Raw genomic sequence first — 25,012 nt, 5'->3', positions numbered from 1 at the left:
CATTTTTTACTCAGATAATGATTAAGCATAAGGTTGCAATTCTGGGTTAATTGGGGTATTAGCTAGGTTGTTGGCATAGTTACAGAGACTTGCTAGGCTGACACCAAGAACCACATCCAAGGCATTTTGTTGGGTGTAGCCAGCTTCTAAAAACTCAGACAAGGCTTCATCGCCAACACGTCCCTTGGTATTGATAACCGCCAAGGTAAACTTAGCTAGGGTGTCCAATTTAGGATCTGTTTCAATTGGAGTCCGATTGCGGAGGGCTTGAAGAAGGTCATCATTCATCTGGATTTGTTTGATTGAAAAAGCTGTGTGACCTGCGACGCAGAAGGCACAACCATTGGTTACAGCTGCCGTGATTTGCACCACTTCACGCTCAACGGGTGTCAGGCTGTTGCGACGGTTGATAGCTCCGACAGTACGGTAAGCCTCTAAAGCAGTGGGTGCATTAGCCAAGAGACCGATTAGGTTAGGAATATAGCCATTGTTATCTTTTTCTACTGTTTCTAGAACTTCTTTCACTTCTGCTGGTGCTGATTCTACTGTATGGATGGTAAATGTTGTCATCATAAAACCTCTTTTCATTTTGTTGAAACCTAGTCTATCACAGATTCTATACCGTGTATAATATATATTTTAAATTGCACTGATAGAAATTTTTTATGAAAGCAAAAAATCACACGCGAGGTGTGATTTCATTATTTATCAAAATACTTTTTAGTCTCAGCAATGACGACTGGCGACAAGACCAAGAGGGCAATCAAATTTGGCAGAGCCATCAAGGCGTTGACAATATCTGCGATAATCCAGACCATATCCAACTCGATAAATCCTCCCAACAAGACCATGAGCACAAAGACCACACGGTAGAGCCAGATAAAGCGAACCCCAAAGAGAAACTCAAAACAGCGTTCTCCATAGTAGTTCCAACCAAGAATCGTTGTAAAGGCAAAGAGCACAAGAAAGATGGTCAAAAGGGCAGGTCCAAAGTGTGAAAAGACTGTTGAGAAGGCTGACTGAGTCAAGGCAACCCCATTTAAGTCGCCACTCCAAACACCAGTCACCAAGATGGTCAAACCAGTCAGAGTACAGATAATAAGGGTATCAATAAAGGTTCCTGTCATGGAAATCAACCCTTGCTCTACTGGTTCATTTGTCTTAGCCGCAGCTGCTGCAATGGGAGCAGAACCCAGACCAGATTCGTTTGAGAACACACCACGCGCCACACCATTTTGAATAGCCATTCGAATGCTAGCCCCAGCAAAACCACCCACCGCAGCAACAGGACTAAATGCTGATGTCAAGATTAAAGCGATTGTGGCAGGGATTTTCCCAATATTAAAGAAAATAACTGTAAGAGTTCCCAAAATATAGATGATGGCCATAAAAGGAACAACTGTAGTTGAAACCTTAGAAATGGACTTGAGGCCACCAAAGACTGCAATCGCTACAAATACCGACAATACAAGAGCAGTGATGGCTGGCGAAATTGTTGTTGTATTTTGGATAGATTCTGTAATCGAGTTGACTTGGGTGAAGGTTCCGATTCCCAGCAAAGCTACTAGCACACCTGCCAGGGCAAAGAAGATGGCAAGTGGTCGCCACTTTTCTCCCATCCCTAGAAGGATATAGTGCATGGGACCTCCCGCTACTGCACCATGGTCATCCTTGGTGCGGTATTTGATAGCTAGTAGTCCTTCCGCATACTTGGTAGCCATCCCAAAGAAAGCGGCCATCCACATCCAAAAGAGGGCTCCTGGGCCACCAACCTTGATAGCCGTCGCCACCCCGATAATATTTCCCGTACCAACTGTCGCTGCGAGTGCTGTACACAAGGCCGCAAAGCTGGATACATCGCCATGCCCCTTGTCCTTAGTAAAAATAAGCTGGAAGGCCTTGGGCAGACGTAAAACCTGCAGAAGTCCTAGACGAGCAGTTAGGTAAATCCCTGTCCCGACCAAGAGAATCAAGAGGGGTGGGCCCCAAGCAAAAGCATCGATTGATTTAAGCAATTCTAACATTTCCTTCTCCTATCTTTTCAACCCCAAAAGAAAGAGCACATGCAAGATACATGTACTCTGGAATGCTTAGATAAATGCTAAAAAGCGGTCTATCCTAGCTCTGTCCTTTTACCTGAGAGTTTGAGCAGTTGCCTGCCTTGCCCCTTCGGTGCCTTTACGGTCTCTCCAGAGTTCCGTCCATTTACAGTCATGGAAAATCAAACGATTCCCCACTTCTATTAAACTTCATTCGGTGTTGGTATTTAATTGATTCTTATTTTACAAAAAATGTTGGCTTTTGTCAATGTGTTTTGGGAAATTCAATTTTTCTATTTTGAAATCGTTTAAAATTTCTTAAAATAATTTATGAAATCATAAACTCCCCATTTACGCTATAAATCTTTTAAATTACTATTTACAACTTCTCTGCTCATATCATTATTAAAGAAAGGAAGACCGACGATACGATAACGTTCATCGTCCAACAAAGTTCTTGCCTCATCTCTTTCAGTAATTTGCAGTAAGAATTTCTCTTTCCAGCCTTCTTTACTATTTTTGAAGGTATTATTACTATCCAAAAATTGACTTCCTTTTGGCTCAATAAAAATCTGCCAAGAAGTATTTCCAACTTTTTTATCATTTGCAAGCAAGATAAAGTCAGGCTCAAAAGCACGCCCTTCATCAAAACTATAGATTTTCACTGCTTTCTCATTTCGCAAAAGATAAATATCAGACCACTTTTCCTGCAAATCATTCATCAATTCGCGGATAGCACGCACCAGATATTTCTCCTCGCTTGTTCCAAAGTTATCATCATAGGCATACCAATCTAGCTGATCGATATTTTCAAAAATCTCTGTTTCAGATTTGGTTTTTTGTGACCGTCCAAACTCTGCATTCCCATTTACATTAACAGTATACTTTCTCAAAATATTCTCTTCAAAAACTTCACGTACAGGAACTGACTCAAAGTTAGCTGAACCATAAAAGCGTTCTTCAGTTGGAACAATATCTTTTTCAATGCTATATAAAAGCTGTTCTACAATATAGAGTTTCTGGTCTGAAGTTAACTCACTTATTTGTGATAAAGAAGATTCTACTATAATATTAACTTTTGAAAGCATTTCGATGAAGGCAGATACACCACTCAAGCCAAAGAAAGCTTTCTGTAAGTTTTTAAAGGTATACTGTTTATTGCGATTGATAGCTGCTCGAACAATATTGGAAGTAATTTCTTTTCCAAACTCAAAGTGTAAGGTGTTTACTGAATCCGTCGCAAAAACATCATCTTCTGAGAAAGCTTCAAAATCTCTTGTGCCGGAAGTCGGTAAATTGACCTCAAAGGAACTCGGAATGAAAGAGGTATCCAACAAACTTTCCTGTCGTTGTTCAACATATTCTTGATAAGAAAGACGTTTATTCATCCAAACAAGACCATCTGTATAGGTTCGTGTTTGTTTGAAAGATTCTTTGAGCTTTAATTCACGCTCTTCTAAATTGACATCATCAAAAATTCCAGACTCACGCAAGACTTGCTTTAATTCAGAAATATAGCGAGGATTGTTGGCAGAATGATAATGAAGCTGTTCTATGACACGAAGTTCATTGTTTTCATTTTCATCAAATTTACGAGTGAACTTCTCCTCGATTTGATTATCAATCACAAAGGGATAATAACGTGCTCCACGACCGATAAGTTGCTTTTCTGCATTGGTAGTGTTCCCTGCAACAAAACCGTTCTTTGTTGTCTTGCCATCACGAATATCGTAAAGACGAACAATATCAAAAAGATTCAAAACATCCCATCCTTCGTTAAGCATATCAACTGCAAAAATAGCACGAATTTCATTTGAAGGAAGTTCCAGAGTATTCAACTCCACTAAATTGTTGCTAGTCTTGTTTTTCCCATCAATCACGAGTAAGCGTTCACGGCGAAAATCTTCCTGCAATTCCTCAATTAAATCTTGAAAAGAAAGTCCAGACTCCTCAAAAAAAGTAAATGCTTTTTCCAAGATATTTTTTTGTTCCTCATCATTTGCAGTTAAGTTTTTTTGAGACTGTACTTGTTCTACTGACAAGTTGGCTAACATATCCAAAAAAGCCTCTAAGTTTCCTTTATTTTCAGCAATTTTTTGCGACTTAAACAAGACCAACGGTTTGAGGTTGATGCCATGTTTCAAGGCGATTTTCTTGCGGTATTGGCTGATAATGATTGCCTGCAACATACGAATTGGAAGTTCATTATCTACCAAGTGGAAAAGAACATCTTTAGAGTACTTATCCAAGCGGAACTCTTTCAAATCATACTTGAAAATCAAAGATTTTTCATATTTTTTGGCAATATCTGGATTTGCTAAGTCAATAGTTGCTGTAAATTCAAATAAAGAAGATTTACGGGCTGTACTTTGAATGTTTTCAATCGTTGACGTCCAGCTGTCGTTCTCATCTTTTTCTTTCTTACCGAGTCCAGCATTCAAGTGATGGGCCTCATCTGCCAGTAACACAAGCGACAAATCTTCAAATTGCTCATAAGTTAGGCGATTTTCCCTTGGGGTGTTTAAATCTTGGTGAAGTTTTTGAATGGTTGTAAAAACAATATTGATACTATCAGGCTGACTATCGGAAAAATCTGTCACTTCACGTACTCCCACCACTTGATTATCAATCGTTATTTTATCCGCAAACAAGTATTTTCCCATCTCATTAGGCAAGAAGTTTGCCCTTGTCTTGGTAAGGATATTGTCGTTATTAACAAAAAAAATAAAATTGCGTTCACCCTGTTTAAATTTTTCGAGGATAATCGCTGCCATCAGCAAAGTTTTTCCTGAACCGGTCGCCATATTGTAGAGGACTTGTTCTGGTTTTTTTCGATTCTTCTCATCCCTTTTGTAGTAAAGATACCTCCCTAACGCCTCTTTCTGGTAAGGACGCAGTGGAAATTTCAGATTTTGCGTGATATAGTCTGGAATGCTTGCCTTAAAGTCAATGAAGCCATTTTCACTAGCTTGCTTATAAATTTCATACACAAAAGCCATCACTTACTCCTCTCCATAGAAGTCTTTATTGAGTTTTTTCTCTTCTAGTGAAATGCCATAGTCGCTATCATCTATCTCTGAGTAATTAACATACAGGTTATTATTATCCACCAACTCCAGCAAGACTTGTTTTTGTTCAGCTAGTGAAAGTTTTTCGAACTCTGACTTTTTCAACTTTTTAGGGTCGACACGATAAGATAGGAACGAAGACTTTTTAGCCTGTTCAAATAGTTGAGATAGAGTTTCAGACTCTCTTGCCTCTAAGACTGTATTTTTAAAATCCTGGGCATCATTTTTGAGTTCGCAGTAGACAAACGAACCTCCACCCTGCCAGTCGACAGATTTTGAAATACCACCTTGTTCGCCCTCAATCACTTTTTCCAAACGTTTAACGGACACGGTCTCAATGTAGTCCATTTGTTCAATACCAATGTACTGGCGGTTCATTTTATGGGCAACGGCTGCTGTTGTACCTGATCCGAGGTGGTAATCTAGGACGATGTCTCCATCATCGGTCGTTAAATCAATAAACTTTTTAACCAGCTGTTCTGGCTTAGGGTAATCAAAAACTTTTTCTTTGAAAATTTCTTCTAAAACTTTAGTTCCCTGACCAGAAAAACTTTCATCAATCCAAGATGTAAAAACTGTTTGTTTCTTCCCATCACCTTTATATATTTTTTCGTAGAGCTCTGTTCTACCATCTTTTTCAAGTGACACTACCATATCATTTTTTATAGCTTCTTCAAGTCTATTTTTACTCCATCTCCAGCACCCATCATCTCCATTCGGTAAGATTGGCAATACTTTATTACCCTCAAATTCAACTTCATAGAAGAGGTTAGGGCGGTCTTCTCTTCGACTGTTGCTTCCCCATTTTCGAATAAGCTGAGTTTTATAGTTTCCTCGGCTATCTTCATAAGCATAGTTTGAAGTGTCTTCGATAAAAGCTTTATTCAAGATTGCTCGTTCTTTATTTTTGGCGTAAAAAATTATAGTTTCGTGAATTTGAGCAATATATTTACTATCTTGACGACCTCCTCGACCTTTCCAGACAATATTTGAGATAAAATTATTTCTGCTGAACACCTCATCCATCAAAACTTTTAGATATGCTTGTTCATTGTCATCACATTGTACAAAAATTAAGCCATCATCACTCAGCAACTCCCGAGCCACCTCTAAACGATTCTTCATAAAAATTAACCATGTTGAATGATTGAAGCTATCATTGTAATTAAAGCTATCATTACCTGTATTGTAAGGCGGATCAATATAAATGAGTTTGACTTTCCCAGCAAAACGCTTTTTCAAACTATGCAGAACGATAAGATTATTCCCTTTGATGATAAGATTATCAGTATCTTTTATCTCTTCCACGTTATGCTCGCCAGTTTCGTCATAACGTTTAAAGTTAGTCAAGACCTTATCATCCAGTAAACGATTGATTTCTGTTGGAGCGAGTGTTTCATTAAAGAAAACCTCTTGACGTTTCACATCGTCCTTGGTTTGCCCTCCCTCAAGCACACAATCTTTATAAGGAAAATTCAGCACAACTTCTTTATTTTCAGAAAGATAATTTCTGTCTGGCATCCCAAGACCTATTTTTGTTTTGTAGGCTGTAAAGCTGTCAGGCAAGAACTCCTTGTTATTTAGAAATTGCAAAAAGATATCTTTTTTAAAGACCAATACCCCATTTTGTAGCTTTGAAAAGAAATGATTGGTCATTTTTTCATTACTACTCAACTGATTGAGTAAGTCAGGACTGTACTGCCGTGCCAGCTCAGCCAGCTTATTTTTATTTAGCACACCATCCACTAAAAACTTAGGATTTTTAGAGAGAACCTGCTCTAATTCATGTTTCATATACGGAATCTCCTTCTCACTTAAAATTTGTGAAGAGCTGATAGTATTCCTTTATATGTATATATAAAGGAAGGGTATACCCTTCGGTTTTATTCAATTTTCTAGTTCTATTATAGCATATTTGAGCATGTTTAAAAGAAATGATAAAAAAGCTTGAGGAATCTTGTATTTCCTCAGGCTTTTCTTATCCTTTAAAAGTGACAATAGTCGCACCACTGCCTCCAGCATTTTGTGGGGCATAGCCAAAACTCTTGACATGTTTGTTTCTTTGTAGATATTTGGTGACACCTTCACGGATAACACCTGTTCCAATACCATGGATGATATCTACTTGAGCCATATTATTAAGCAAGGCTTGGTCGATAAAGGCATCTAGCTCATTCATGGCCTCTTCATAACGTTTGCCTCGAAGGTCCAGTCTGGCTTGTGGGCCACGACCAGAAGTTCGTTTCACGACATTGACCTGTTTCTTCTTGACTTGCTTTTCTTGCTGAGCTTGAACAAGGTCAAATTCTTTCTCTTCTAAGGTCATCTTAATCAAGCCGACTTGGGCTTCCCAGCGGCCATCTTTGAGTTGACTGGTCAGGGTACCACGCTGTCCATAACTGAGAACCACGATATCATCTCCCACCTTTGGAGCTCGTTTTTTCTTGGCCTTTTGAAGAACCTTGTTTTTAGACAAATCTACTTTTTCAGGAGCCAATTTTTTCAACTTGGCCTTGGCTTCAATGATTTCGTGGGGCTTGAGTTGGGATTTGCTGTGGAGATTTTTGAGAATCTGGTCACTTTCACTTAGGGCCATGTCCACAATCTCAGTAGCTTGTTCACGCGCCTTGTTAAGCTCGGTTTCCTTTTCACGATTGAGCTCGTTGTAAAGTTTTTTAAGCGCACGGTTCATCTTGAGATTTTCTTGCTCCACCTCACGGATATTGTCCAAACGTTTGCGACTCTCTAGCGTCTGCTCTTCCAGTTGTTCAATAATTCGATTGACATCATTATCCTGATCGACCTGCTGACTGGCATCCCCTACGATAACTTCAGATAGACCTAGACGTTTAGCAATTTCAAAGGCATTGCTTCGGCCAGGCACACCCTGCATAAAGCGATAGGTTGGGCGAAGAGTTGCAGTATCAAACTCCATGCTAGCATTTTGCACAAAGGCTGTCTCAATACCGTAGGCCTTTAGTTCCGGATAGTGGGTCGTCGCCATGGTCTTGACTTGACGCAGGCGAAGGTCCTCTAAAATAGCCATGGCAAGGGCAGCTCCCTCTTGAGGGTCTGTACCAGCCCCCAACTCATCCAAGAGTAAGAGGGAATGTTGGTTGACCTTGCCAAGAATATCCACGATATTGGTCATGTGGCTAGAAAAGGTAGACAAACTCTGCTCAATAGATTGCTCATCGCCAATATCAGCAAAGATTTCTTCAAAAATACCCACACGGCTTCCCTTATCTGCCAAAATCGGCAAACCGGACTGGGCCATAACCTGTGTCAAGCCCAGAGTTTTGAGCATGATGGTCTTCCCACCCGTATTGGGACCTGTAATAACAATCGCTGTTAAATCTTGACCAAAATGGACATCATTTGCAACGGCATTTTTGACCAAAGGATGGCAGACATGGAGCAGTTGAATCTCTTGATTTTCTGATAGCTGGGGAACTACTGCTTGCCTTTCTTGGATAAAGCGGACCTTGGCACGAATCAAGTCCAGATGGCCGATAATCCAAGCGTCATTAGCAATCTCAGCCGCATGAGGGCGGACACGCTCAGAGATTTCTTGGAGAATGCGAAGCATTTCATAGCGCTCATCTGCTCGCAAACTGGCAATTTCTTCACTCAGCTTGACCACCTCACGGGGTTCGATATAGACGGTATTTCCACTAGCAGAAATATCATGAACGACACCTGCAATCTTATTGCGATAAGTGTTTTTGACAGGTAAAACCTGACGACCATTTCGGCTGGCAACAATCCCTTCTGTCAACATCTGCGCTTTTTGCTTGAGCAAGTCTTGTAAAACATCGCGGACCTGACTCTCGCTATCATGGATTTTTCGACGGATTCGCGCCAATTCTTCACTGGCAAAATTTTCAATAAAACCTGCATCATTAAAGGCTTGGAGATTTCCTTGTAATTGCGGAAAATCGTGTAATTTTTCAAACCAAAGGGCTAATTCTTCCAAGCTGACATTTTCCAGATTAGCATAAAAACTTTGTAGTTCTCTGCTAGAAAGAAGCACGCGCTTCAAAAGTAGGAACTCCTCGATATTGAGGTCCGCTCCCATCTCCAACCGCTTGCAGACTCCTGCGATTTCCTTGGTTGCAAGAATGGTAAAATGCGGTTGCTCAACAAAAAGAGCCTGCATTTCCTTCATCTCAGCAAAAGCCTGTTTAATTTTATCTGCTTTGGCAGTCGGAGCTAGCTGTCTCAATTGCTCCAAGCCCTGTTCGGTCAACAAATGAGGTTCAAACAAGGCCTTGACCTTATTGAACTCTAATGTTTCTAATATTTTCTTATTCATCTTTATTTCCTTGTCTTTGAATGTCTAGGTGTGGTAGCTTTTTACATTCTGATAGATTCGAGTCAAATCTGTAAACAAAGGGCTAGGAAAATTCCTGCCCTTTTTATCCGATTAAATTTGTCACCCAGATTTGTTTGAGCCAACTGGTTGTTACCGGTATGCTCTGGATGATGTGTTTTGCGACGATACTCTTTTCAAGAGGATTTTGTATAGCTGCCATGGGAATGGTCGCCAAGATTGTCAAGGCCATTTGCAAGACAAATAAGGTCACCAACATGGACAAGATACCTGCTGAAACTTGGAACAACTTGCCACCCAGTTTTTTACTAGGAAGTAAGTGTAAAAGAAGACCGAGCAACCGACCGATACTATAGACAATCCCAAATACAAGCAAGTAGCCAATCCCTGCGTAAAAGACCTTATCCAGCTGAAAGAGTTGATCCGATGGGAAAAAGAAAGTTCCCTGACCTTCCTGCGGATTTGCATAAGGGAGGAGCAAATGAAATTGCTCTCCAAGTCCCTTATAAAACTGGCCAGCCACAAAAGCCGATGCCATGGCTGAAATCAGGTAATAAACCTGTAAGAGCAGGCCTCTCCGATAGCCGATATAAAATCCCCAAGCCAAGACCAATAGAAGAAGGAGTGAAATCATAAGGAATCCTCAATCTTGCTCTGTTCTTGCTTACAAGTCACAAGCTTGTGACGGAGTTCTTCTAATTCTTGCTCCTTATCATCAAATTCAATCTCACGGCTGAGCTGAGTTGATAAACAGTTGACTGCCAACAAAAGAGCGACTGTTTCATCATCTGCGCTAGGCATTTGTTCTTTAATTGCTTGGTATTTTTCTGTCGCAACCTTGGCAATTTCCTCCATAAAAAGGTTATCATGCTCGCTTGTCAAGGTTAATGATTTTTTCCCGAATGTAAATTTGAATCGATTTAGATTTGCCATAAAATTCACCTCACGATATTATACCAAAATTCGCTAATTTTGTCAGTTTTTACAAATTTACCTGCTTTTATGGTACAATAGAAACTATGGCAAGTATAACACTCACACCAAGCGAAAAGGAGATTCAAGCTTTTCTTGAACACTATCAAACCAGTCTGGCTCCCAGCAAGAATCCCTATATCCGCTACTTTTTGAGACTACCTCAAGCAACCGTTTCTATCTATACTTCTGGAAAGGTCTTACTTCAGGGGGAGGAAGCCGAGAAATATGCTAGTTTCTTTGGCTATCAAGTTGTAGAGAAAACCAGCGGACAAAATTTCCCTTTAATTGGAACAGATGAGGTGGGGAATGGTTCCTACTTTGGTGGGCTTGCAGTTGTGGCTTCCTTTGTCACACCTGACCAGCATAACTTCTTGCGAAAACTCGGTGTGGGGGATTCTAAGACTCTGACCGACCAAAAGATCCGTCAGATTGCCCCTATCCTCAAGGAAAAAATCCAGCATCAGGCACTGCTTCTCTCACCAAGCAAGTACAACGAAGTCATCGGAGACCGCTACAATGCTGTTTCTGTTAAGGTTGCCCTCCATAATCAGGCTATCTATCTCCTCCTTCAAAAAGGTGTTCAGCCTGAGAAAATTGTGATTGATGCCTTTACCAGTGCTAAAAATTATGATAAATATTTGGCTCAAGAGGCCAATCGTTTCAGCAATTCTATCAGCTTAGAAGAAAAGGCTGAGGGCAAATACTTGGCTGTCGCAGTTTCTTCTATCATTGCGCGTGATCTCTTTCTGGAAAATCTTGAAAATCTGGGACGAGAGCTGGGCTATCAACTTCCAAGTGGAGCTGGAACGGCTTCTGATAAGGTAGCTAGCCAGATTTTGCAAGCCTATGGTATGCAAGGACTCAATTTCTGCGCCAAACTGCACTTTAAAAATACTGAAAAAGCGAAAAAACGCTTAGAAAGGTAAGTTATGAATTCATTTAAAAATTTCTTAAAAGAGTGGGGATTGTTCCTCCTAATTCTGTCATTACTAGCTTTAAGTCGTATCTTTTTTTGGAGTAATGTTCGCGTAGAAGGGCATTCTATGGATCCTACCCTAGCGGATGGCGAAATCCTCTTTGTTGTTAAGCACCTCCCTATTGACCGTTTTGATATCGTGGTGGCCCATGAGGAAGATGGCAATAAGGACATCGTCAAGCGCGTGATTGGAATGCCTGGCGACACCATCCGTTACGAAAACGATAAACTTTACATCAATGACAAAGAGACAGATGAACCTTACCTAGCTGACTACATCAAACGTTTCAAGGATGACAAACTCCAAGGCACCTACTCAGGCAAGGGATTTGAAGGAAATAAAGGAACTTTCTTTAGAAGTATTGCTGAAAAAGCCCAAGCCTTCACAGTTGATGTCAACTATAATACCAACTTTAGCTTTACTGTCCCAGAAGGAGAATACCTTCTCCTCGGAGACGACCGCTTGGTTTCGAGTGACAGTCGTCACGTAGGTACCTTCAAAGCAAAAGATATTACAGGGGAAGCTAAATTCCGCTTCTGGCCAATCACCCGTATCGGAACATTTTAAGAGACCTAAGAGGCCGAGAATCAGCAATCTCAGCCTCTTCTTCTATCGTGAGAAGTAATCGTTTATTGACTATAATACCCCCCAACTCTCACCTATTCATACAAAGGAATTTTATGGAAGTTTATTTTTCAGGAACCATTGAACGGATTATTTTTGAAAATCCCAGCAATTTTTACCGCATCCTCCTCCTAGAAATCGACGATACGGACGCAGAGGATTTTGATGATTTTGAAATCATTGTCACGGGCGCCATGGCTGATGTGATTGAGGGAGAAGACTATACCTTTTGGGGACAAATTGTCCAGCACTCCAAGTATGGGGAACAACTGCAAATCAGCCGATATGAACGCGCAAAACCAACTAGCAAGGGCTTGGTCAAGTACTTTTCAAGTAGCCATTTCAAGGGAATTGGTCTCAAGACAGCTCAGAAAATTGTGGATACCTATGGCGACAATACCATTGACGAAATTCTGCAACACCCAGAAAAGCTAGAAGGTATCTCAGGACTCTCTGCTAAAAATCGCGAGGCATTCGTCTCTACTCTCCGCCTCAACTACGGAACCGAGATGGTTTTGGCCAAACTTGCCAACTACGGCATTCCCAACAAACTAGCCTTTCAGATTCAAGACTTTTACAAGGAAGAAACCCTTGATGTGGTTGAAAATTATCCCTACCAGTTGGTCGAGGATATAAAGGGTTTGGGCTTTACCATTGCTGATCAATTAGCGGAAGAACTAGGTATCGAAAGTCAGGCTCCTGAACGCTTCCGTGCAGGACTAGTTCATAGTCTTTTTCAGGCCTGTATGGAAACAGGGGACACCTATGTTGAAGCACGGGATTTGCTAGAACAAACCCTTACTCTCCTTGAGTCTTCCCGCCCCGTGGAACTGGATCCCAGCCAAGTGGCCCAAGAGCTCTCCTACCTGATCGAAGAAGACAAGGTTCAGCAGATTGATACCAAAATCTTTGATAACAGCCTCTTTTTCGCTGAGGAAGGTATCCGCAGTCACTTGGTTCGTATCCTTGAAAAAGGAAAACAGAAGAGCCAAGATTTAGAATCCATTCAAAAGCATATCACTACTGTCGAGCAAGAACTGGGGATTGAGTATGATAGCATTCAAAAACAGGCTATCTGTGATGCTATCCAGAATAAGATCTTTATCCTGACAGGTGGACCTGGTACTGGTAAGACAACTGTTATCAATGGTATCATTGCTGTTTACGCCCTTTTAGAAGGACTTGACCTCAGGAAAAAAAGCAATCTGCCGATTCTTCTTGCTGCTCCAACTGGTCGAGCAGCTCGCCGCATGAATGAATTGACAGGCTTGCCAAGTGCGACTATACACCGCCACTTGGGAATGACAGGTGACGATGATACCAGTCATCTGGAAGATTATCTGGATGCTGACTTTATCATCGTGGATGAATTTTCCATGGTGGATACTTGGCTGGCCAATCAACTCTTCTCCAACATCTCTTCTAACAGTAAGATTCTAATCGTAGGTGACAGCGACCAGCTACCGTCTGTCAGCCCTGGACAGGTTCTAGCAGACCTGCTTCATATTCCTTTGATTCCTCAGACTCGCTTGGAAAAAATTTACCGGCAAAGCGAAGAATCAACCATCGTCACCCTAGCTAGTCAGATTCGACAGGGTATCTTGCCAGCTGATTTCACCCAAAAAAAAGCAGACCGTTCCTACTTTGAAATTGCTAGTGGCCATATTCCTGCTACGATTGAGAAAATCTTAGGCGCTGCCCTCAGAAGTGGTATTCCCGCACGTGATATTCAGATTCTGGCTCCCATGTACCGAGGGACGGCAGGGATTGATGCCATCAACCAGCTCATGCAAGACCTCCTTAACCCACCACAAAAAGACCAACTCAGTTTTGAAGCTCCCCAGTGTCACTATCGCAAGGGAGACAAGGTCATTCATTTGGTCAACGATGCTGAAATCAATGTCTTTAATGGAGATTTGGGAGCTATCACAGATCTGATTCCTGGTAAATATACCGAGTCGAAGCAAGACGAGATTGTCATTGATTTTGATGGCAATGAAGTCTCTTACCCACGTAACGAATGGTACAAGATTCGTCTGGCCTATGCCATGAGTATCCATAAGTCCCAGGGAAGTGAGTTCCCTGTTGTCATCCTACCTATCACCAGTGCTAGTAGGCGTATGCTGGAGCGCAATCTCATCTATACAGCCATTACACGCGCCAAAAGCAAGCTTATCTTACTAGGTGAATTACAGGCCTTTGATTATGCTACCCAGCATATCGGAACTGCCCGAAAAACCTATCTGATTGAACGTTTCAGTGATCTAATTGAAAATGTTGAAGAAAAGCAACCAGCTATCTCTGAAACAGTCACATCAAGTACCTCCGAACAATCCTACATCCTAACCGAAGAAAACTGGGACAGCATCCCCGCCATGATTGGGATTACAGACGCAGACCTCAAAGAGATTTTTGGAAAATAGTGCATAAGAAAACCCACCAATTCAGGTGGGATTTTTGTTTATTAATACTCAATGAAAATCAAAGAGCAAACTAGGAAGCTAGCCGCAAGCTGTACTTGAGTACGGTAAGGCGACGCTGACATGGTTTGAAGAGATTTTCGAAGAGTATAAGATTATTTAACTGTTGCTGTGCTTGTAATCAATTCAACAGCTTTTTTAATTGTGATGTCGTGTTTCAACATATCAGCTGAAAGCAAGCTTTGTACTTGTGCAACTTCCATGTTGTAGTCTGCTGCCAATTGCTCAACTTCTTTTTGGATTTCTTCTTCTGAAGCATCAAATCCTTCAGCTTTGGCAACTGCTTCGATAACAAGGTTAGTCTTAGTACGTGACTCAGCTTCTCCCTCGTATTGTTTGTGAAGATCTTCTTGAGTAGTTCCAGTGATTTGGAAGTACATGTCAGGGTTGATACCTTGACGTTGCAAGTTTCCAAGGAATTCATTTACTGAACGGTGAACTTCTTCGTGGATCATTTCTTCTGGAAGTTCTACGATTTCAGCGTTTTCTACAGCTTTATCAATTGCTGCACCTTCAACGGCATCTTTGTAAGCTTCTTCTTTAGCAGCAGCCAATTCCTTGCGATATTTCTCTTTTAATTCAGCAAGTGTTTCAACTTCTTCGTCGATGTCTTTTGCAAGTTCATCATCAAGAGCTGGAACTTCTTTTGCTTTTACTTCGTGGATAGTTGTTACGAATTTAGCTTCTTTACCTGCAAGATCCTCTGCTTGGTAGTCTGCTGGGAATGTTACGATAACATCAACAGTTTCACCAGCTGAATGACCTACCAATTGGTCTTCGAAACCTGGGATGAATTGACCTGAACCAAGTCCAAGTGAGAAGTTTTCACCTTTTCCACCATCAAATTCAACACCATCGATAGAACCAACGAAGTCGATAACAACAGTGTCGCCGTTTTCAGCAGCAGCTTCCTTGATAACCAATTCAGCCAAGTTGTTGCGTTCGCGTTCGATACGCTCTTCAACGTCAGCGTCAGTTACTTCTTTTTCAACATCTACTGATACTTCAAGGTTTTTGTAGTCACCCAATCTTACTTCAGGTTTTGTAACGACTTCAGCAGTGATAACCCAGTCTTGACCTTTTTCCATTGAAGTTACATCAATTTTTGGTTGAGCAACGACTTCAAGACCAGCTTCTTTTACAGCTGCTTCATAAGCGTTTGGTAAAAGAGCGTTCATAACGTCTTGGTAAAGTGACTCTTCACCAAATTTTTTGTCGAAGATAGGACGTGGAAGGTGACCTTTACGGAAACCTGGAACATTAAGAGATTTCTTCACTGAGTTGAAGACACGGTCCAATTCTGGTTTGATTTGGTCTTGAGAGATAGTGAAAGTCAAGACACCACGGTTTGTTTCTTTGTTTTCAAATGATACAGACATTCTGTCATTTCTCCTTAAAATTTTTTAAATACAGTCTATTATAACATAAATGGGCGATTTTTTTCAAGTAATGAATGCGCTTTTCAATCACGCTAGAGGCACTTGCTTGCTTCTTTGATACTAAGGTCAGCCATTCTTTCCTTGTTTTTCTCAATGAAGCCTGCTACCCAAGTTGGATTGGTTTTGGAGTAGTCTCTTAGAGCCCAGCCAATGGCTTTATTGATAAAGAACTCTGCTTGGTTCAAATTATGAAGCAGAATCTTTTCCATTAATTGAACATTGGTCTTCTCTTTTCTTAACAACTGGTGGTCAATAGTGATCCGTCTCAGCCAGATATTATCTGATAGACTCCATTGGAGGATTATTTTTTCCAGTTCCGGCTTGTCATACACCAAACTCCCTACTACTCGATCTAGAATATCTACCGTATCCCACCAAGACTTGGTAACAACCAACTGCTCTAGCTTAGGCAAATCGCTGTCCTTTAGATAAGACTGCATGGCTTTCAAATAATTAGCAGCTACATATTGGTATTCTCTCGGCTCCTTTCTCCAGCAAGTATCTACAAAATCCCAATCGATAATCTTTGTTTTTTTCGCTTCTGGAAAGTATTTTTTATAGAGTTTATTTCTTTCTGGCGCCGCAACGCCTAGAAAGGAAAATTGATCGCGCATATAGGCCTCCATAGCCCCTGATTTTTTAGGATTCTTTGCTGCTTCTAGCTCCTCAAGTAAATCTGTTAGACTCATCTAAAAGTCCTCATGCCCCACCAAGTGGTGCTGAAAGGCATAGACTGCAGCCTGGGTACGATCGCTAACCTCAAGTTTGGCAAGAATGTTAGACACGTGCGTCTTGACCGTCTTGAGAGAGATAAACAGTTCGTCTGCGATACGCTGATTTTCGTAGCCCTTGGCGATGAGTTGGAGAACATCTCGCTCACGCGCAGTCAGGTCCTCATGTAGTTCTATGTGATTGCGGTGGTATTCGACTTTTTTGCTGACCTCTTGCTCAATTGCCAACTCGCCAGCAGCCACCTTACGGACAGCATGGAGAAGTTCGTCTGCACTAGACGTCTTAAGCATATAGCCTCTAGCACCAGCATTCAAGACAGGCATGATTTTTTCATTGTCCAAATAAGAGCTCACAATCAAAATCTTGGCTTCAGGCCATTCTTTGAGGATAGCCAAGGTCGCATCAATTCCATTCATCTCAGGCATGACAATATCCATGACAATGACATCCGGACGCAATTCCAAGGCCAAATCAATCCCTTGAGACCCGTTGGTAGCCTCACCCACAACTTCTACATCATCTTGGAGGTCAAAGTAGCTTTTTAAGCCCAATCGGACCATTTCATGGTCATCAACTAGTAAAATTTTCATCTTTACTCCTTTATCATTCCTTATCGAGCAGGGGAATACGGATGTCAACTGCCAGCCCTTGCTTGGGAGCTGTTAATAGCTGAACCGTCCCTGCCATATCTTCAACCCGCTCCTTGATATTGCGGAGTCCATAACTCAGGTCATCAAAACTCCCCAACTGGAAACCAATCCCATTGTCCACCACCTTCAGCTGCAATTCAAAATCCGTCTGATAGAGGTAAACATCCAAACAAGATGCCTGGGCATGGCGGAGGGTATTGCTGATCAACTCTTGCAGGATACGGAAGATATGCTCCTCGATTTTCTTAGGCAATTGCGTCACATTTTGCTTGAAACCAACCTTGAGATCACTCTTGTCCTCAAGCTCTTTTAAGAGGATTTGAATCCCTTCAACCAGACTCTTTTGCTCTAGTTCAACTGGTCGCAAATGCAAGAGCAAGACTCGCAAATCCTTCTGGGCAGTTTCTAAAATAGCTGTAACACTCTGCAACTGGGTCTGCATCTTTTCTCTATCCAATTTCAAAGCCTGCTGGCTGATACCCGATAAAATCATGTGGGCCGCAAACAACTCCTGACTGACTGTATCATGCAAATCCCGAGCAATCCGCTTTCTTTCCTTCTCAATGATTTCCTCTTCCTGAGCAAGGCTCTGATTTTCAGCCTTTTGAAGAGCCTCTGTCAAAAGGTTCAGTTTACCTGACAAGGACTTGAAACTGGCATCCAAATCTGGATCTGCAACCTGAACCACTTCTTGCCCTGCCAATATACGCTTGAGATTAGCCTGCATTTTTCTTAGAGAAAGCTCTTCAATACCTCGCCAAAACAGGGCTAAGAGGCAGGTCATGGACATGCTAAATACCAACAACAAAAAGACAAATTTTTCTGTTTTTTCGACATCCTGCAAGAAAATAGACCAGTCAAAATCAAGGATTTCCAGCAAGCTGTGGGAGAAAAATAAGACAAACAGGATAGAGGTGAGAGCAATGATTACATAAGCTTGTTTTTTCATCCTCTGACCACCTCCACATCTCCAATCATAGTGGTCAAGAAAATCTTGACACTCTTGTTACTCTTGAGATAGTCTTTGGTTTCTTGATGATAGTGTTCATTTCGGAGGGCTCGCTTTGGCTGGTTGAAAAAAGTCAAATCACCATAGAGACAGTTAACGCTGAGACTGACTTCCACATCTACAGGTACAATGATTTTAGTCGTTCCTACCATCTTTCTAAGTATAATGACATTGTCATGATTGGTTAGGATGACCCTCTCCAGATGAATGGTGTCCTTGCCCATGAGGCGAAAGAGATTGATATCATCAAACTGGCAAGTCTGGTAGCTTGAAAAATGATGGAGATTTCCAAACCAACGATTTTTCTCCTTCTTAACCGTCACCACCTCTTCAAAAATCAAATTTGTCTGCTCTTTTTCCTGGGTCATCATCGGATAAAGAAGAAAGAGGCTATAAATAACCGCAACAAAAATAGCTAAAATCACAAAAGGATTGAGCATGACGATGAAAAAGAAGAGAATGGTTGCCACTACTAAGAGAAGATTATTCCCCTCCTTACCAGTGTAATAGCGAATCAAAAGCAAAAAGAGGAATAAAATCAGCAGAAAACGCGAAAAATGCTCTGATATCATCAAAATCAGAGCTCCTGTCAAAAGACAGGCTTCGATAAATAAAAAGATTTTAAATTTTCTCATAGGTTCATCCTCTCCTTTCTATTTTATCACAATTCAAAAAAGCCACCTCAGTCTGAAGATGGAAAAAAGGCGGTGGTTACGCCTTTTTCATCTGATCATTTGCTTCTTTTAATTTTCCATAGAGAAGATAGTCTACTTTTTGCAAATCTGCTATGGTGGCACAATTAAGGGCACACATGATGAGTCGTAAATCATCTTTCCAACCCTGAACAATAGCAATGACCTCTTCAATCGAGTGGTTTTCTACTAACTCTAACATAGTTCGAGAAAGACCGACTGCCTTGGCACCAAAGACTAGGCACTTAATCATATCCAGAGGATTTCGAACCCCTCCACTAACCAAGAGTTCGACCTTGTCTTTCCAGTCTTGGGCATTGAGAAGGGCTTGCATGGTGGACTGGCCCCATTGATTGAGGTAATCACGTTGACCACTACGACGGTTTTCGATATAAGCAAAGCTGGTGCCACCACGACCTGATAGGTCAACAGTTCGAACACCCAGTTCATAGGCTCTTTCGATGGTCTTCACATCCATTCCAAAGCCCACTTCCTTCAAAATGATTGGAACGGGGATTTGCTTGCTATAATCTGCTAGATGCGATTGCCAGCTTCTGAACTTTCGTTCTCCTTCGGGCATGAGCAATTCCTGCATAACATTGACATGCACTTGCAAGAGAAGAGGATTCATCTCTTCTACAGTCTGAAGTCCGAACTCGACAGGCTTGTCCAATCCAATATTGGTCCCAAGAAGGAGATTTGGATGACTAGACTTGACAGAAAAAGAGTCATCTGTTGAATCTTTGAGAGCCGCACTATAAGATCCCGTCACAAACAAAATCCCACAGGCGTCCGCCACCTGAGCCAGCTTTTGATTGATTTCTTTACCTTTTTCACTCCCACCTGTCATGGCATTGATATAAAAAGGAAAATCCCACTTTCGACCAGCAAACTCTGTCGACAGATCGATTTCATCCAGGTCGTAAAGAGGCAAGGAATAATGAATCAACTCCACCTCATCAAAGCTATTATAGGAACTTTTCTGCTCAAGGGCATAGCGGATATGCTCATCCTTACGATTTGTCGTCATGTCCTATCCTTTCTTGATATAAGAGCTCAATCCCCAGATCGGCCCAGCGATTTTTTAGGGTTTCAGTTGATTGCTCATCAAAACTCAAGGCAATACCACAATCACCACCACCAGCGCCGCTACTCTTGGCAACGGCCTGCAAATCTTGACTAGCTTCTTTCAACTGTCTCAGCGAAGGTGTGTAAATATCTGCGCTCAAGCCTTCTAAGAGCTTGCTGGCTACTTCTACTTGCTCGATCACTTTTTCGGTTTCCCCCTGTTCCAAGGCTTCTACCAAAGAAGCCACCGTTTCTTTTGAGGAACTTAAAAAATTCTGATTGATATTTTGCTTGATTTGTTGAACCATATCACTAGATACAGCCACTTCCTTGGTCCATCCTACTAGGAAATCACATTCTAAAGTTGGTTGCACTTGCGAAATTGAAAAGCCCCAATCACGCTCTAAAATAGTCGCCAAATTTTCTTCTTCCAACCAAGCAGCCACCTTCTGGCGATCAAATGACTGGTAGAGAACCAATTCCTCTGCCACAATACAGGCAAGGTCTCCCATAGAACCATTGTCTCCACGCTTGAGCAAGACAGCGCTAACCAACTTGAACAAGAGCTCCTGATCAACCGAAAGATTATACAGAGCCAGCAAAGCCTTGACAACCAAGACAACGACGCTACCACTAGAACCCAGACCAAACTTTTTCCCTTCTCTTTCCATTTTTCCACGGATTTCTAGAGAAAAAGGTCGCAAGGTCTGCCCACGATAAACGAGGAAATCTTGCACTAAAGCAATCGTTTCTTGAATCAAGCTGTAGTCAGGATTTGGTGTCAAGTCCACTACGAAATCAAACATATCTGAGTAGATACGGTAACTATCAGAAAAAGCAATCTCCCCCTTCATATAGATGGGAATGGCCTTTATCAAGGCCAACTGCCCTGGCTCTAAAATAGCATATTCACCTGCCCAATAGAGCTTCCCGCAAGTTTTAACAGCAATCATCTTGGCTCAAATCCTTTGTTTTTGACACAATCAAGCGATAACGTTGACCGAAGATTTCTGATAAATGCTCCAAGTCTTTCTCCTGACAGAGAACCTTGACATTGGGACCAGCATCCATAGTAAAGTAACAAGCCTCTCCTTGCTCACGTAGCTGGCGAACAAAGTCCATGGCTTCATAAGAGGCATCCGTCAGATAAGAAAAGGTTGGTGACGCAGTTTTGGTCGTAGCGTGCATAGCAAGGGCATTTTTCTCCGTTAACTCCCCAACCTTGGCAAAGTCATTTTCCTTGAGATAAACCAGCATATCCTGATAGTCTTTCTCAGACTGACGGACCCAGTCATCAAAGGTCGTCGAGGTTTCCACACAGAGTTTCATCCCGTCACGACTAGAGATTGGTTTTTTCTTGTCCTCCAAGACCAACATAATCATGGCTAGTTTCAAGTCTGTCTCTACAGGGTAAATTTCCCCACTATCCTTATCCCAAGCACCTAGTGGTCCATAAAAACTCCTAGAGGATGAGCCTGATGCAAACTTAGCCTCCTGTGCCAACTGACTTCTATCCAATCCAAGCTGAAAATAAGCATTGCAAGCCTTAACCAAGGCGGACAAACCACTAGAACTTGATGATAAGCCCGCTGCGGTAGGCATATTGTTTTGAGTGTCAATACGAACAAAGCCATCACCATCTGGACGGTAGCGGTCAATAATCTTACTCATCTTGGCATGCTCAGCCTCATTCTGTAGCTGACCATTGATATAAAAGGCATCAGCAGTTGCAGGAGATGGCAGAGGCGACAAGGTCGTCTCCGTGTACATATTTTCCAAAGTCAGAGAAATACTGCTAGTAGCAGGCACCATCTCTTTTTCTTTTTTCTTTCCCCAATATTTGATAATAGCAATATTTGCGTAGGAACGTACTGTTACAGGCTCTCTATCCATGTCTGAACAGCTCCTTTCTCTTCTAATCTTTCTGCTAGTTCTTGTGCTTGTGTAAAATTGTCTGCCAAGGCTATGATACAGCCTCCTAGCCCACCACCGCTCATCTTGGAACCCAGAGCACCATGGCTAAGAGCCGTTTCAACCAAAGAATCTGCCTCAGGGCTACTGACACCAATTTCTTTTAGATGTAAATGCGCTTGACTAAGGATTTGTCCCAGCCCTTCAGCATATTTTTGTGAAATCGCTTCTTCTGCCTGCTGGGTCAATTCTCCCAAGGCATGCAAAAACGGTAGGGCATTCTTCCCCTTGCTTTGAACCACTTGGATGGCTTCACGAGTGTGACCATACACGCCCGTATCTGCAATGACCAAATAGGCGGATAAATCCATCTCAAGCTCTGTAAATCCTACGTTCTTAATAAAGCGAATAGGCTGGTCACTGAGACAGGTCTTGGCATCCAAACCACTTGGATTCATATGGGCAATCATCTCCGCCCGATTGACCAAGATTTCTAATACATCATGAGGCAGTTCTGCCTGATAGTAGTCAAATACTGCACGAATGGCCGCTATGCTGATAGCCGCTGACGAACCCATTCCCCGCTTCTCAGGGATAGCCGAGTCAATCTCACAGCGAATGCAGGCATCTTTGATATTCAAATACTCCAGCGAAGCATAAACTGCCATGGACAAGGTATCCTCCTCATAGAGACGCCAAGGACTCGCTGCAGGAACTACCTTACAAGTCACCTCCACCTCCAAAAGAGGCAGGGAAATGGCCGGATAACCGTAAACGACCGCATGCTCCCCTATTAAAATAATCTTACTATGTGCCTGACCGACACCAACTTTTTTTGTCATATTTTCCTTTTGCTAGACGAAAAAGCCGTCTCATTTTTTCATACAAGTGTTTATTCTTTCCTATCTATTTTATTATATTTTCACAAAAAAAGCGATTGTTTCCTTCACAATCGCCTCTTTCATTATTGAATCCATTCGCCATTATAGTTGACAGAATAGCCATCTACGGTCGTATTCACTGCCAAAGCACCTGAGTTGTAAGCATAGTACCATTTGCCATTGACCTGGAACCAGCCTATCTTCATATCTCCATTACTTGCATTTAGGTAGTACCAAGTTGAACCATCTTGATACCAACCAGTTGCCATAGCTCCTGATGAACGGAGATAGTACCACTTGTTACCAAGGTATTGCCAGCCCGTTTTCATATCACCATTTTCAGCATCTAGATAATACCAAGTCGAACCTTCTTGATACCAACCAGTCGCCATTGCTCCTGATGAACGGAGGTAGTACCACTTATTGCCAAGTTGTTTCCAACCAGTTTGCATAATGCCAGTTTCTGGGTCTAGGTAATACCACGGAGCAGGTTTGCTTCTATCAATGTCAACAGTAACATGGAAATCTTGAGTCCAACCCTTAGCAACTTCACCAATTGGTAGTGGATTGTAAGAATCATCGCCAGAAATTCCTAGCTTATTTAAATAATACCAATTGCCGTCTTCATAAGTCCAGCCTGTCTTTACAGCATAATGATTATCAAAATAATAAGTTCTCTTTTCAGCAGATGGAGCATATTGTTCACCGTATACTTTTCCTGTATTTTCAGACGTTTTTGCCTCTAGTACTTGTTTATCTGTTTGTTCTAGCAAAGCACCATCTTGTCCAAAATAGTACCACTTCTCCTCAAGGCCAATTTCTAAGACTGGACGATTATTAAATAAATTATCACGATAACCTGTTCCATGAATTTCTACGTATTGCCAACCGACAACCATCTCTCCTCTATCACCAAAATAGTAAGTTTTACCGTCTATTTTATGCCAATAGATTGCTTTATGATCATCTTTTACATAATATTTTCTATTATCCTTATCAACAAATTGGCCACCTGTGGTATCCGCAAATACAGTATTTGTAGCTAGCAAACCAAAGAAAAATGCTGTTAGTCCAACTTGCATCATTTTTTTCAAAAGTTTCATTTATATGTCCTCCAATATTAAATCCACTCACCAGATGAAGCAAAGTTATAAACTTTACCATCGATAGTTTGGCTACCTGTAACCATTGCTCCAGAGGAATTGAGATAATACCAGTTTCCTCCTACTTTTGTCCAACCTGTCTTCATATCTCCATTACTTGCATTTAGATAGTACCAAGTTGAACCATCTTTCACCCAACCAGTTGCCATAGCTCCTGATGAACGGAGATAGTACCACTTGTTACCAAGGTATTGCCATCCCGTTTTCATATCACCATTTTCAGCATCTAAATAGTACCAAGTTGAGCCTTCCTGATACCAGCCAGTTGTCATAGCTCCTGATGAACGGAGGTAGTACCACTTATTGCCAAGTTGTTTCCAACCAGTTTGCATGATACCAGTTGTTGGATCTAGATAGTACCAAGCTGAACCATCATTTATCCAACCTGTACGTATTTCACCACCAATATAGTCTTCTCCATTAATTTCTGTTTTAGCTAGATAATACCAGTTAGACTGGTCATAAAGCCAACCTGTCTTTAAAGAATGATCTTGATTAAAGTAATAGTTCGTGTAAAAACTCTTCTCTTCTTTATCTTCCGGATTTGTACGTTTTTCCCCATACTTTCTTCCAACGCTGTCTTTAGTTTTAACCTCTAATGCTTCCCAACCAACAAACTCTTGTAGCACTCCATTTTTATCGAAATAGTACCACTCTGACTTTGGAAAACCTTCTAATCTGATACCATTTGGGTAAGGACCAATTGTACTACCTTTAGATGGAAACGGAATATATTGCCAGCCGACCACCATCTCTCCAGATAAAGGATCAAAATAATAGTACTTCCCATCAATCACTCGCCAGTAGGTTTCTTTTAGGTCCCCCTTCTTGTAGTAGGTTCTACCATTTTCTTGGACAAATTGCCAACCTTCTGAATCAGCATCATCCGCCAATACTGCACTTGTCGCTAGCAAACCAAAGAAAAAGACTGCTAATGCAATTTGCATCAATTTTTTTATTATTTTCATTAG

Annotated in this window: 21 protein-coding genes and 1 riboswitch; of the genes, 3 read left to right on the top strand and 18 right to left on the bottom strand. The window is 41.5% G+C overall.

The features are described 5' to 3' along the window. Positions 1–21: 21 nt before the first annotated feature. The 7 genes from D7D53_RS00820 to zapA form a co-directional block, all read right to left on the bottom strand. Complete coding sequence (locus D7D53_RS00820) at positions 22–570, bottom strand: carboxymuconolactone decarboxylase family protein (RefSeq protein ID WP_004256949.1); 549 nt, start codon at positions 568–570, stop codon at positions 22–24. A 131-nt stretch (positions 571–701) separates the two neighbouring features. After that, positions 702–2,024 (bottom strand): alanine/glycine:cation symporter family protein, encoded by a 1,323-nt coding sequence (locus D7D53_RS00815; RefSeq protein ID WP_049487020.1) that lies wholly within the window; start codon positions 2,022–2,024, stop codon positions 702–704. 90 nt (positions 2,025–2,114) lie between these two features. Beyond that, positions 2,115–2,203: riboswitch (glycine riboswitch) on the bottom strand. 192 nt (positions 2,204–2,395) lie between these two features. After that, positions 2,396–5,038, bottom strand: a complete 2,643-nt coding sequence (locus tag D7D53_RS00810) for a DEAD/DEAH box helicase family protein (RefSeq protein ID WP_120769827.1) — start codon at positions 5,036–5,038, stop codon at positions 2,396–2,398. A 3-nt stretch (positions 5,039–5,041) separates the two neighbouring features. Then, complete coding sequence (locus D7D53_RS00805) at positions 5,042–6,901, bottom strand: DNA methyltransferase (RefSeq protein ID WP_042751663.1); 1,860 nt, start codon at positions 6,899–6,901, stop codon at positions 5,042–5,044. Between the two features lie 184 nt (positions 6,902–7,085). Then, positions 7,086–9,422 (bottom strand): endonuclease MutS2, encoded by a 2,337-nt coding sequence (locus tag D7D53_RS00800; RefSeq protein ID WP_120769826.1) that lies wholly within the window; start codon positions 9,420–9,422, stop codon positions 7,086–7,088. A 103-nt stretch (positions 9,423–9,525) separates the two neighbouring features. Then, a complete protein-coding gene (locus D7D53_RS00795; RefSeq protein WP_049493013.1) occupies positions 9,526–10,074 on the bottom strand; it encodes a CvpA family protein in 549 nt (182 codons plus the stop codon). Then, positions 10,071–10,373 (bottom strand): cell division protein ZapA, encoded by a 303-nt coding sequence (gene zapA, locus D7D53_RS00790; protein WP_120769825.1) that lies wholly within the window; start codon positions 10,371–10,373, stop codon positions 10,071–10,073. Before zapA ends, D7D53_RS00795 begins: the two co-directional genes overlap by 4 nt. Before the next feature lie 86 nt (positions 10,374–10,459). On the opposite strand from zapA, the gene rnhC reads away from it, so the two are divergent. The 3 genes from rnhC to recD2 all read left to right on the top strand — a co-directional run bounded on the left by rnhC (position 10,460) and on the right by recD2 (position 14,439). Then, positions 10,460–11,341: a ribonuclease HIII gene (gene rnhC, locus D7D53_RS00785; protein ID WP_120769824.1), complete on the top strand. Its 882-nt coding sequence runs from the start codon at positions 10,460–10,462 to the stop codon at positions 11,339–11,341. 3 nt (positions 11,342–11,344) lie between these two features. Further along, positions 11,345–11,959: a signal peptidase I gene (gene lepB, locus D7D53_RS00780; protein ID WP_120769823.1), complete on the top strand. Its 615-nt coding sequence runs from the start codon at positions 11,345–11,347 to the stop codon at positions 11,957–11,959. Between the two features lie 113 nt (positions 11,960–12,072). Continuing rightward, complete coding sequence (gene recD2, locus D7D53_RS00775) at positions 12,073–14,439, top strand: SF1B family DNA helicase RecD2 (RefSeq protein ID WP_120769822.1); 2,367 nt, start codon at positions 12,073–12,075, stop codon at positions 14,437–14,439. A gap of 152 nt (positions 14,440–14,591) precedes the next feature. Here the strand turns inward: recD2 and tig are convergent, their stop codons facing one another. The 11 genes from tig to cbpJ form a co-directional block, all read right to left on the bottom strand. Beyond that, positions 14,592–15,875 carry a trigger factor gene (gene tig, locus D7D53_RS00770; protein ID WP_120769821.1) on the bottom strand — a complete coding sequence of 428 codons (1,284 nt, stop codon included), beginning with the start codon at positions 15,873–15,875 and terminating at the stop codon, positions 14,592–14,594. A 92-nt stretch (positions 15,876–15,967) separates the two neighbouring features. Beyond that, a complete protein-coding gene (locus D7D53_RS00765) occupies positions 15,968–16,624 on the bottom strand; it encodes a DNA alkylation repair protein (protein WP_120769820.1) in 657 nt (218 codons plus the stop codon). After that, entirely contained in the window at positions 16,625–17,257 is a 633-nt protein-coding gene (locus D7D53_RS00760) for a response regulator transcription factor (RefSeq protein ID WP_120769819.1), read from the bottom strand. A gap of 13 nt (positions 17,258–17,270) precedes the next feature. Beyond that, positions 17,271–18,266, bottom strand: coding sequence for an envelope stress sensor histidine kinase LiaS (locus D7D53_RS00755; protein WP_120769818.1), 996 nt, complete (start codon positions 18,264–18,266; stop codon positions 17,271–17,273). Continuing rightward, a complete protein-coding gene (gene liaF, locus D7D53_RS00750; protein ID WP_120769817.1) occupies positions 18,263–18,961 on the bottom strand; it encodes a cell wall-active antibiotics response protein LiaF in 699 nt (232 codons plus the stop codon). Before liaF ends, D7D53_RS00755 begins: the two co-directional genes overlap by 4 nt. 76 nt (positions 18,962–19,037) lie before the next feature. Further along, positions 19,038–20,048, bottom strand: coding sequence for a type 2 isopentenyl-diphosphate Delta-isomerase (gene fni, locus D7D53_RS00745; protein ID WP_120769816.1), 1,011 nt, complete (start codon positions 20,046–20,048; stop codon positions 19,038–19,040). Beyond that, entirely contained in the window at positions 20,032–21,039 is a 1,008-nt protein-coding gene (locus tag D7D53_RS00740; protein WP_120769815.1) for a phosphomevalonate kinase, read from the bottom strand. The genes fni and D7D53_RS00740 overlap by 17 nt, the downstream gene beginning before the upstream one ends. Further along, a complete protein-coding gene (gene mvaD, locus D7D53_RS00735; protein WP_120769814.1) occupies positions 21,026–21,979 on the bottom strand; it encodes a diphosphomevalonate decarboxylase in 954 nt (317 codons plus the stop codon). Before mvaD ends, D7D53_RS00740 begins: the two co-directional genes overlap by 14 nt. Next, positions 21,961–22,839 (bottom strand): mevalonate kinase, encoded by an 879-nt coding sequence (gene mvk / locus D7D53_RS00730; protein WP_120769813.1) that lies wholly within the window; start codon positions 22,837–22,839, stop codon positions 21,961–21,963. The genes mvaD and mvk overlap by 19 nt, the downstream gene beginning before the upstream one ends. Positions 22,840–22,961: 122 nt before the next feature. Further along, a complete protein-coding gene (gene cbpC, locus D7D53_RS00725; RefSeq protein ID WP_120769812.1) occupies positions 22,962–23,981 on the bottom strand; it encodes a choline-binding protein CbpC in 1,020 nt (339 codons plus the stop codon). Positions 23,982–23,998: 17 nt separating this feature from the next. Next, positions 23,999–25,009 carry a choline-binding protein CbpJ gene (cbpJ, locus tag D7D53_RS00720; protein WP_120769811.1) on the bottom strand — a complete coding sequence of 337 codons (1,011 nt, stop codon included), beginning with the start codon at positions 25,007–25,009 and terminating at the stop codon, positions 23,999–24,001. Positions 25,010–25,012: the final 3 nt, after the last annotated feature.

Source organism: Streptococcus gwangjuense, assembly GCF_003627155.1.
Lineage (GTDB): Bacteria > Bacillota > Bacilli > Lactobacillales > Streptococcaceae > Streptococcus > Streptococcus gwangjuensis.
This window is presented reverse-complemented; position numbering and strand designations above follow the sequence as displayed.

Coding starts and splice junctions, on each gene's coding strand:
- lepB (WP_120769823.1), top strand. CDS start 11,345: ATGAATTCATTTAAAAATTTCTTAAAAGAGTGGGGATTGTTCCTCCTA.
- D7D53_RS00805 (WP_042751663.1), bottom strand. CDS start 6,901: ATGAAACATGAATTAGAGCAGGTTCTCTCTAAAAATCCTAAGTTTTTA.
- D7D53_RS00755 (WP_120769818.1), bottom strand. CDS start 18,266: ATGAAAAAACAAGCTTATGTAATCATTGCTCTCACCTCTATCCTGTTT.
- D7D53_RS00795 (WP_049493013.1), bottom strand. CDS start 10,074: ATGATTTCACTCCTTCTTCTATTGGTCTTGGCTTGGGGATTTTATATC.
- D7D53_RS00815 (WP_049487020.1), bottom strand. CDS start 2,024: ATGTTAGAATTGCTTAAATCAATCGATGCTTTTGCTTGGGGCCCACCC.
- liaF (WP_120769817.1), bottom strand. CDS start 18,961: ATGAGAAAATTTAAAATCTTTTTATTTATCGAAGCCTGTCTTTTGACA.
- D7D53_RS00760 (WP_120769819.1), bottom strand. CDS start 17,257: ATGAAAATTTTACTAGTTGATGACCATGAAATGGTCCGATTGGGCTTA.
- D7D53_RS00765 (WP_120769820.1), bottom strand. CDS start 16,624: ATGAGTCTAACAGATTTACTTGAGGAGCTAGAAGCAGCAAAGAATCCT.
- tig (WP_120769821.1), bottom strand. CDS start 15,875: ATGTCTGTATCATTTGAAAACAAAGAAACAAACCGTGGTGTCTTGACT.
- recD2 (WP_120769822.1), top strand. CDS start 12,073: ATGGAAGTTTATTTTTCAGGAACCATTGAACGGATTATTTTTGAAAAT.
- mvaD (WP_120769814.1), bottom strand. CDS start 21,979: ATGGATAGAGAGCCTGTAACAGTACGTTCCTACGCAAATATTGCTATT.
- D7D53_RS00740 (WP_120769815.1), bottom strand. CDS start 21,039: ATGATTGCTGTTAAAACTTGCGGGAAGCTCTATTGGGCAGGTGAATAT.
- mvk (WP_120769813.1), bottom strand. CDS start 22,839: ATGACAAAAAAAGTTGGTGTCGGTCAGGCACATAGTAAGATTATTTTA.
- D7D53_RS00810 (WP_120769827.1), bottom strand. CDS start 5,038: ATGGCTTTTGTGTATGAAATTTATAAGCAAGCTAGTGAAAATGGCTTC.
- cbpC (WP_120769812.1), bottom strand. CDS start 23,981: ATGAAACTTTTGAAAAAAATGATGCAAGTTGGACTAACAGCATTTTTC.
- rnhC (WP_120769824.1), top strand. CDS start 10,460: ATGGCAAGTATAACACTCACACCAAGCGAAAAGGAGATTCAAGCTTTT.
- D7D53_RS00820 (WP_004256949.1), bottom strand. CDS start 570: ATGACAACATTTACCATCCATACAGTAGAATCAGCACCAGCAGAAGTG.
- fni (WP_120769816.1), bottom strand. CDS start 20,048: ATGACGACAAATCGTAAGGATGAGCATATCCGCTATGCCCTTGAGCAG.
- zapA (WP_120769825.1), bottom strand. CDS start 10,373: ATGGCAAATCTAAATCGATTCAAATTTACATTCGGGAAAAAATCATTA.
- D7D53_RS00800 (WP_120769826.1), bottom strand. CDS start 9,422: ATGAATAAGAAAATATTAGAAACATTAGAGTTCAATAAGGTCAAGGCC.
- cbpJ (WP_120769811.1), bottom strand. CDS start 25,009: ATGAAAATAATAAAAAAATTGATGCAAATTGCATTAGCAGTCTTTTTC.